The 8,594-nt window shown below is 67.2% G+C and carries 8 protein-coding genes; 1 reads left to right on the top strand and 7 read right to left on the bottom strand.

Annotation, left to right across the window (positions count from 1 at the left end; genetic code table 11):
- Positions 1–86: 86 nt before the first annotated feature.
- From ACIRVK_RS44745 to ACIRVK_RS44735, 3 genes are read right to left on the bottom strand one after another with little or no spacing between them, the layout of a single operon-like run.
- Complete coding sequence (locus ACIRVK_RS44745; protein WP_404257805.1) at positions 87–1,202, bottom strand: glycosyltransferase family 4 protein; 1,116 nt, start codon at positions 1,200–1,202, stop codon at positions 87–89.
- Entirely contained in the window at positions 1,199–2,584 is a 1,386-nt protein-coding gene (locus ACIRVK_RS44740; RefSeq protein ID WP_404257803.1) for a hypothetical protein, read from the bottom strand. Before ACIRVK_RS44740 ends, ACIRVK_RS44745 begins: the two co-directional genes overlap by 4 nt.
- A gap of 47 nt (positions 2,585–2,631) precedes the next feature.
- The gene (locus tag ACIRVK_RS44735; protein ID WP_404257801.1) at positions 2,632–3,882 is read right to left on the bottom strand and encodes a nucleotide sugar dehydrogenase; all 1,251 of its coding nucleotides are present in this window, start codon (positions 3,880–3,882) and stop codon (positions 2,632–2,634) included.
- A 66-nt stretch (positions 3,883–3,948) separates the two neighbouring features.
- On the opposite strand from ACIRVK_RS44735, the gene ACIRVK_RS44730 reads away from it, so the two are divergent.
- Positions 3,949–4,722 carry a glycosyltransferase family 2 protein gene (locus ACIRVK_RS44730; RefSeq protein ID WP_404257799.1) on the top strand — a complete coding sequence of 258 codons (774 nt, stop codon included), beginning with the start codon at positions 3,949–3,951 and terminating at the stop codon, positions 4,720–4,722.
- A gap of 136 nt (positions 4,723–4,858) precedes the next feature.
- Here the strand turns inward: ACIRVK_RS44730 and ACIRVK_RS44725 are convergent, their stop codons facing one another.
- From ACIRVK_RS44725 to ACIRVK_RS44710, 4 genes are all read right to left on the bottom strand, one after another.
- Positions 4,859–5,758, bottom strand: a complete 900-nt coding sequence (locus ACIRVK_RS44725; protein ID WP_404257797.1) for a TauD/TfdA family dioxygenase — start codon at positions 5,756–5,758, stop codon at positions 4,859–4,861.
- Positions 5,759–6,399: 641 nt separating this feature from the next.
- The gene (locus ACIRVK_RS44720) at positions 6,400–7,038 is read right to left on the bottom strand and encodes a glutamine synthetase (protein ID WP_404257795.1); all 639 of its coding nucleotides are present in this window, start codon (positions 7,036–7,038) and stop codon (positions 6,400–6,402) included.
- A gap of 693 nt (positions 7,039–7,731) precedes the next feature.
- Positions 7,732–7,944 (bottom strand): hypothetical protein, encoded by a 213-nt coding sequence (locus tag ACIRVK_RS44715; protein ID WP_404257793.1) that lies wholly within the window; start codon positions 7,942–7,944, stop codon positions 7,732–7,734.
- The gene (locus ACIRVK_RS44710) at positions 7,941–8,300 is read right to left on the bottom strand and encodes an ATP-binding protein (RefSeq protein WP_404257791.1); all 360 of its coding nucleotides are present in this window, start codon (positions 8,298–8,300) and stop codon (positions 7,941–7,943) included. Before ACIRVK_RS44710 ends, ACIRVK_RS44715 begins: the two co-directional genes overlap by 4 nt.
- Positions 8,301–8,594: the final 294 nt, after the last annotated feature.

The following is an 8,594-nucleotide window of genomic DNA, read 5'->3' as shown; positions in this document are numbered from 1 at the left end:
CACGGACCCACCCTCCGAGCTCCAGGCCCTGATCGACGCGGTCACCACCGGACACGGTCTTGATCTCTACCGCCGGATTTAACGAACTACCGGTAGGAGGTAACCCGGAGCGTTAAGTCGCGAAGCTGGCGGCTGGTGGCAGTGATGTCGTATCGGCGCGCGTTATGTGGAGCCGCCTTGATCAGGGTCTTCCGCCGATGGAAGTTTCGGCCCATCTCGTCTAGGGCCACGGCCAGCGAGCTCGGGTCGCCGGGAGTGTACGGAACACCAGCGCTCCCGAGGATTTCCCTCACACCGGGAAGATCGGAGTAGACAACCGGAAGTCCGTGGGCTTGGGCCTCAACGAGGACGAGCCCGAAGGCCTCCAGACCCTTGGTCGTGAAGACGAAGGCGTCGAAGTTCGGCAGGCGGCGCCACAGTTCGGCGCGGGGCAGGAACGGATCAAAATGGACTCGATCCCGCAGGCCGAGTTCGATAGTCCGCTGTTCCAGATGCTCCCGTAGGGGTCCGTTGCCGATCACGGTCAAGTGGTGCGGCTGGTCGGTCAATGCGAGGGATTCAACGGCGGTGATCGTGGATTTGTTGTCGTCCAGGCGGCCGGCGTGTACCAGAGACAGGGGACCGGACCCTGCGGAGGGCTGATCACGCACATGGGCATCTGCCAGACGTATGCCCCACGGGATGATGACGATGCGGTCGGTGAACCGGCGCCCGGTGAGGCGATCGATGCGGTCGGCGAGGAGGGAAGTCGGGGTGACGATCGCGGCGCTGGCGCCGGCGACTTCGAGCACGGCCTCGTGCTCCGCCATGTTGCGCTCGGCCGCCATCACTTCGGGGCCGTGAGCGATGGAGATGATCGGGATCGTGCCGGCGGTGCGACTGAGTGCGAGGCTGAGTGCGAACCCGACGTTCTGGGCGTGGATGGCGTCCGGCGGGATCTGCTCGATGAGCGTCCCTACCTCTTGCGTCAGCTCGTCCACGTAGGTGTCGAAGCCAGGGCCCTGGGGTTGCTTCGTCGTGGAGAGGGGGATCAGGTGATCGAACGCGGTCTTCCACACCTGCTGGACTGGTGTCCGGCCGAGGAAGGTCGTATGGGTGTTGGGCATGGCGTGGTAGAGGTCGCCGACGAGGATCATGCTGCCGGACGAAGGCTCGGACGTGCGGTTGATGCCGGTGAGGATAGTCAGGGGTTTCGTGGTCACGCGGAGATCCCCTCGATAGATGACCGGTAGGCGGGAACCGAGGACCGGGGACTACGGTCCACCATGACCTGGGGATCAGTGGTGATCATCCGTCCGCGGTTGCGAGGTGGCGCCCACCACGACGCCAGGTGCGGCGTGAGGACAGCGGTGATCTCCTGGGCTGGGTGCAGGAAGCCTCTGCTGTCCCGCTTTGCCGTCCACGCCCTGACTGCCGACCGGGGGTAGACGGGGTGTATCCCGATCTCGCCCTTGGGGAGGATGCCGTTGAAGGGCGTGGGGATGCCCTCGTGGTTCCAGTAGTCCCAAGCCTCCAGTGCTTTGGCTTTCTCGAAGCAGTGGTAGAGCTGCCGATAGCGCGGCATGTACCGGATCTCGCGAAAGACCATCTGCCCGACCAGCCCCGGCGCGACGTACCGGAGCGCGCTGAGATCAATGCCCCGGAAGCTCACCGTGGCCGCATCGTGGGACGGGTGCAGCGCGATCCGGGCGAACAGATGGGACAGCCGCCGCCGCACGTACTCGGCGACTCCCGGAGCGAGCGCCGGTTCCACGCCGGCGATGAGCTGGACGAGCTGCTGGTGGCGCGGATGGAAGCGGGCCAGGTCGAACAGTCGGTGCATGCCGTCCACGGCGGCGAACGCGAGTCGCTTGTACAGCCAGTTGTTCAGCTCTCCGGCCTGGGCGTAGCCCCTGGTCTCCGGAGTCGTGGAGTGGAGCATCAGGTACTCGGACAGCACCTCGAAGTACAGGTAGCCGAGAAACGGTACAGCGGGCACGGCAGCGGCCAACTGGTCGATGAACTCGGGGGCCTTCGTGGCGCGACCGACTGCGTTGCGCAGGGCGGTGTCGAGGAATCCGGCCGCGGCGCCCAGCGCGGTCAGCACGGCATGGTCGAGCTGGTCGTTCTCGGCCAGGGTGAGAAAGTTCTGGTAGCGCAGGTAGGTACGCAGGTGGATGGCACCGAGGTGCAGATAGTCCACGCCCTTGGTGGGCATCGGAGCATCCGGGATGACCTCGAAGATCATGGGCGTGGTGCCGGGCTTCGTCTGCATCAGGTAGGCGCCGAGATTGTGCGGACGCAGTCCTTCCCGCTGACGGGTCAGAGGGGAGCAGTACAGGGCCCCGACCAGGCACCCGGTGGAGACGTGCAGCTCACCGCTGGTGCGGATCGCGGCGATGTCCTTGGTGGTGTGCAGCAGGTACATGGGCCGGCCGCTGACGAGCGCTTCGGTCATCGCGCTGTGCTGGATCAGCCAGCCGTTGGGGGTGTCACCTTCCAGGTAGCGGCGCCAGTCGCCCTCGCTCTCGGCCAACGAGGCAGGCGCGGGGCGCTGCGCGGGCCGGGTGTAGTCCGTGTGGACGTGCTCCCATTCGTCACGCAAGGGAACTCCTGGGGTTGAAGTCAGCAGCGGCTTAGGGGGTTGGGGAACTACAGGGTCTCGACGTTCGCTCCGGACAGGCGGTTTCGGCAGTCGAGCACGTACGGCGCGTGCTTCTCGATCATCGCGAGGTCGAATCGCGGATGATCCATGAGAAGAACCACCGCATCGGCGGCGGCTACCTCTTCCGGGGTCGCATCGACCTGGGGCACGTTCAGCTCGGTGTCGTCGCCGTCCGGGATGTTGGGTTCGGCGCCGTGGACATCGGCACCGAGGCCGATGAGGAGTTCGGCGACACGTGCCGACGGGGAATTGCGCAGGTCGGTGGCGTCGTACTTGTAGGTCAGGCCGAGGAGCAGAATCTGAGATCCGCTGACCGCTATGCCCCGCTTGTTGAGTGCTTCCACGAGGCGCCGGACTACGTAGTCGGGCATGTGCCGGTTCACGTCGGCGGCGAGTTCCGCGAACCGGAACGGGATGCCAAGCTCCTGCTGGGCCTTCCATGAGAGGAACATCGGGTCGACGGGCAGGCAGTGTCCGCCGACCCCCGGCCCCGGGGTGAACTTCGTGAATCCGAACGGCTTGGTCGCGGCGGCGTCGATCGCCTCCCAGATGTTCACGCCGAGGGCATCGGCCAGCATCGCCATCTCGTTGATCATGGAGATGTTGACGAACCGGAAGGTGTTCTCCAGCAGCTTGGCCAGCTCGGCGACCTTCGGCCCTGACACCGGCACCGTGGTCTGGAAGATGCCGTCGTAGAAGTCCTTGATCACGTCGAGCGATTTGGCGTCGATTCCGGACACCAGCTTCGGCGTCCCGTCGAACGACCACCGCTTGTTTCCGATCCGCTCGGGGCTGAAGCCGGCCAGGAAGTCTGCCCCGCCCTTGAGGCCCGATGTCTCTTCCAGGATCGGCAGCATCATCTCCTCGGTGGTGCCGGGATAGCTCGTGGACTCCAGGACCACCGTCGCGCCGTGGCGCAGGTGCTCACCCAGTGTCCGGGCGCAGGACTCGATGTAGGTCAGGTCGGGCACGCCGTCCCGCAGCGGGGTCGGCACGGTGATCACGGCAATGTCGAAGCCGGCCAGCGCGGCAGCGTTGGTGGTCGCGGAGTAGGCACCGGAGTCCAGCATTGCGCGAAGCCGCGAGGAGGCCACGTCCCGCACGCAGGACTGGCCGGCGGCGAGCTGCTGGACGCGGTGCGGGTCCACGTCGTAGCCAACGACACGGTGCCCCACCTCTGCGGCGCGTACGGCCAGGGGAAGACCTACGTAGCCCTGACCAGCGACAACTATGTGCATGGCAGCTCCTGCTTGTTTGCGGTGTTTGAATGGACCGTCGTTCCTGGTCTGGCAAGGAGAAGTGCTGTGCCTCTGGTGTCTGTCGTGATGCCCGTCTACAACTCGGCAGCCACCCTCGGCGCGGCCGTCCGATCGGTGCTCACGCAGACGCACGCTGACGTAGAGCTGCTGGTCACCGACGATCAGTCCTCCGACAGCTCCATGGACCTGCTGATGGAGTTCGCCGCCCAGGACGAGCGCGTACTGCCCAAGACAGCGCCCGAGCGGGGCGGTGCGGGCCGGGCCCGCAACCTCGCGATCGAGCGGGCCCGCGGGGACTATGTCGCGTTTCTCGACTCCGACGACCTGTGGCTGCCGGAGAAGACCGAGAAGCAGCTCGCCTTCGCCGCCGAGGGGGATGCGCCGCTGACGTTCACCAGCTATTACAAGATGGACGCCGACTACGACGGCGAGAGCACCGACTGGGTCCCCAACGGGCGGGTGATCCGCGCGCGCGGGCACGTGGACTACCGCGCGATGCTGCGCCGGGACTACATCGGCGCCCTCACCGCCATGTACGACCGCAACGCCCTGGGCACCCGGCTGATGCCGGAGATGCGCAAGCGCCAGGACTACGCGCTGTGGCTGAGCATCATGCGAGACGGCGCCGACGCCCGCGGACTGGTCGAACCTCTCGCCGTGTACCGAGCGGGCCAGACGGGATCGCTGTCCTCTAACAAGATGTCCTTGGTCAAGTACAACTGGTCGCTGTATCGCGAGCACGAGGATCTGTCGGTCCCGCAGGCGACGCGGGCGCTGGCCGGCGCTGTCTGGCAGTCCCTGCGCAACTCGCGCATCTAAGGCGCGCGGGCCCGTGGAGCCCGGTACGCAGCCGTTTCTGGGTGTGTCCGACCAGGCCCCGCCCCGTAGCCGAGCCGTGGGCTTAGGGGCTGGACCCAGGTGCGGGACTCGGTGGGTCACTGGTGGCGTCGGCCGGCTACGCGGCCGAGCCTGCGCCGGCCCCCGCGCGCAGGAACAACTGGAGGAGCAACCGGCGGTCGGCGGCTGGGATGGTCTCCTGACCGCTGTGGAGCGCTTCCCGGCCGTGCAGGAAACGGCGCTGGGCAACGATGAGGTAGTCCCCGGGCTGGAGCATGAAGGAGACCTGCCCGCGGACGAGTTCCTCGGCGAGTTTCCTGGCGGATTCGGCGTGCGCCTGGCTGAGTTCGGACCTCGCCAGCATCTTGGCGGTGAACCGGATGAACCTTTCGCCCGGGTTGGAGCCGTCCAGGATCGGGAACGGCTTGTACTCCTCGCCCACGCCGAACAGGTCGAAGAAGGTCCCGTAGTGGTAGGCCGACTCGGCCAGTAGGGCGCGGCAGTCCTCCGACAGCCGCGCCACCGCCGCGTGGGCGTCGGAGAGGATGCTGAGGCCGCCGCCGAGCGGGTCGGGGCGAACGCACAGGAGTGTGGTGTAGTCCGGCGGCAGGCTCGCGTTCACCAGGTCCATGTGGAAGGCGTTGTACCCGATGCCGCTGGACTTGCCGGGGTCCTTGTCGACCTTGACCCCGATGTCCTTCCACAGGGGCCACCGTGGGAAGGGCGAGAAGGGGACCGCCACTTCGGCTGCGAAGCCAGTCACCAGCCGCCGGAACCGGTCGCTGGTCCCCAGCGCCTTGGCGAGGTTCCCCAGACGCAATATGGCGTATCCGCCGCCCTCCCTGGTCAGCGCGTGGCGCAGCGTCGCGGCGGTCTCCTCCAACCGCGGGGTGGCCGTCAGCTCGGTCCGGTACCCCTCCATGGTGGACTTCGCCAGGAACGAACCGTCCAGTTCCCACGCAGGGAGAGGAAGGTCGATCAGAGCGGCTTCGAGTTCGCTCGGGATGTTGATGAACACGCGGAACGTCCTGTCTTTTGGGGTTTTCGGGGTGCTGTTCGGATACCGCTGTATCGCTGTGGTCCTGGCGTCGCGGGCGGTCTGGCAGCTCCCCGGTCTGCTGCGCGTTGTCGGGCGAAAGGGTGGCCAGTGCGCTACGGACATCACGGTCCGTTAGGACGTGGCGCTCCTTGCCGCATCCCGGGATGGGCACCCGGCGCATGATGGCCGCGAGCAGGCTTGCCTGCTTCTTCCCCAGGGACCGCTCCCCGGGAGGGGATATCTGCATCACGTGAATCCTTTAGAAATAGTGATCTGTTGCACGAAGAGGGGCTCAGGTGGGTACTGGGTCACCTGCTCGCATCGCTGACCCAGACGGTCGTCCGTGTTGCTCTTCTCCGCACAGGTCAGGGCCGTGGCGACGGACGGGCCCGAAGCGAGGGCGAGTAACACGCCGGCGGTGTGACCAAGGCACTCTCCAGAAGAAGGGAACGGATGGGGGGTGAGTGAGCTCCCGGCACCAGCGGGCGGCACCCTTTGCATCGCGAGTGCGTGGGCTGGGAGCGGGCCTCGTTTCCCCGGGTCACCGTCCAATCCGGGGAAACGAGGAACGTGGTCCCTGCCGCCGGGGAGGGGAGTGGTCACCCGGCGGCAGGGGGGTCTCAGCGGATTCCGCGCTGCCGCTCGAGGTCGGTGACGTGTGTGCGGTGCCAGTCGAGTTCGGTTTGGGCGGTGTGGGTGTAGTGGCGGACGACGTTGTTGCCGAGGAGGAGGTCGGCGATGGTGCTGTGCTGGAAGTAGGCGAGGGCTTCGGCGAGATCTCGATAGAGGGGGATGGAGCCCTGGTCGTGGTAGGCGTCGCCCTCGCAGGCTGGCCGTGGAGTGAGTTGTTCTTCGATGCCGTGGGTGATGGCGGCGGTGTAGGCGGCGAGGGCGAGGTAGACGTTGGCGTCGGCTCCGGCTAGTCGTACCTCGAGATGGGTGCCTGCGCTGTGGCCGCAGGCGCGGATGGCGCAGCCGCGGTGGTCGTGGCCCCAGTTGTACCGGGTGGGGGCGAAGGAGTGCGGTCGGTAGCGTTTGTAGGAGTTGATGGTGGGCGCGTATAGGGGCGCCAGGTGGGGGAGTGCGGAGAGCAGGCCGGCCGTGGCCTGTGCCATGGCGGGCGGTGGTTGTTGGCCGCGGCGGTGGACGAAGGCCGGTGTGTGCTCGCGCCACAGGGACAGGTGCTGGTTGATCTCGGCCAGGAGCGGCCAGGGGCCCCGGTGGTGCATCGCGGGGTCTTTCAGTGCGTCCCAGGGCATCTGGCGTGTGGGGGCGTGGGGGGGCGTGGGGGTCGAAGTGGTGTGGTGCGAAGGGCAGTTGGGTCAGCTGGAGGAGATCCACCCAGGGCACGGGGCATGCGGGGGCAAGGGCTCTTGCCTGGTGGAGGGCTTGCCGGGCCAGACCGGCCGCTCGTGCCACCACTTGCGGGCTCTGGTTGCCGCGGTAGGCGGTGAGCGCGGCACGGGTGAGGACACGGCCCCACATCATGGCCGCGTCCGGATTGGTGGGTTCCTCGTCACGCCAGGTCTTGAAGACGCCGGGCTCGCCCGCGCCGGCCGCGAGAAGTTGGCTGCGGATGGTGCGCAGGGCCCAGTTGGGGCCGGTGCGGGCGAGCAGGTCACGGGCGGCGAGATATCGCCCCAGCTTCAGATCCTCCAGCGCGGCACGCAGATCGGTGTCGGCGCCCACCGGACTGATAATGAGATGCACGTCTGCAAAGGCCGCGCCCCGTTCCACACGAGGGGCGGACGAAGCGGCAGTAGTCGCTAATGAGTGCGGCATAGGGGGGCCTCAGCGTTGGCGGTTGGGGAGCAAGATGTGGTTGAGAGGGGTGGATACCCGGACCGCAATCGCCTCCTGCGGGCTGCTGCGACGGGTGTGCTGGGGTGTGCGTTAGCCCCTGCACGGCGTTGCGGGCGGATGGGGAGGCAGCGCCCTGGAGCGCGGCTGGTTCACGGTTGCTCGCGGCGCTGTTTGAGGCGTTCCTCCCGCGGGAGGGTGACCTCCAGCTTGTCGGGGTCGTGTGCGGTCCAGGTGCCCGCCCACGTGGAGGGGGGCCGCAGGATGTACACCCCGCCTTTGACGTCAGTGATGATGCCCTCCCGGTCCGCGTGGGGGTCGTAGACCCTGTCGCCCACCCACGCCCTGGGCTTGTCTTCGCTCATGCGGCCGACTCCCACACCAGCTCGGCCCAGACCTGCTTGCCGAAGCGGTGGATGTCCGTCCCCCAGTGCTCGGCCAGGGCACTGATGATGAGCAAGCCCCGGCCGCTGGTGGGGAGGTCCTGTGCGGGCTGGGCCATCGTGGGTGCGATCCGGGCGCTGTCGGCCACAGCGATCCGTACGAACCCCTCGCTGCGGCGCAAGACGGCGACCTGGATATGGCGGCTGTTGGTCTGCTGGACCGAGTTGGCCACGAGCTCGGTCACCACCAGCGAGCCGGCCTCGGCCAGTTCCTCCAACTGCCAGGCGACGAGCGCCGCACGGACGAGCTTGCGGGCGCTCTCGGCGCTTTCCTCCACCCCGGGAAGGATCTGGGAGTACCCGCAGGGCCCTGTCGGGCGCGGCTTCGCTGACACGATCATCTGTACCTCAGGGGGTGTCGGTGTACGACGGCCGTGCTCCAGTCAACGACCCGGCCGGTTCCGCGAGGAGGAAAAGCCGGCCTGCAGTACCTCGCGGACGACCGGAAATTTCCTGCCGTGCAACCCTGCTGACGAACCGTTACTGAGCTTTTCAGGTTGGGTTCGGTTGGTGTGAAGTGATGGTCAGTCCGGTCTCGGTGAGGCAGCCGTCAATGAGTTCGGGATGGCGCT

The organism is Streptomyces sp. NPDC101152, from assembly GCF_044768275.1.
GTDB lineage: Bacteria > Actinomycetota > Actinomycetes > Streptomycetales > Streptomycetaceae > Streptomyces.
The sequence above is the reverse complement of the archived record's forward strand: the minus strand, read 5'-3'. Positions and strand labels throughout refer to the sequence as shown.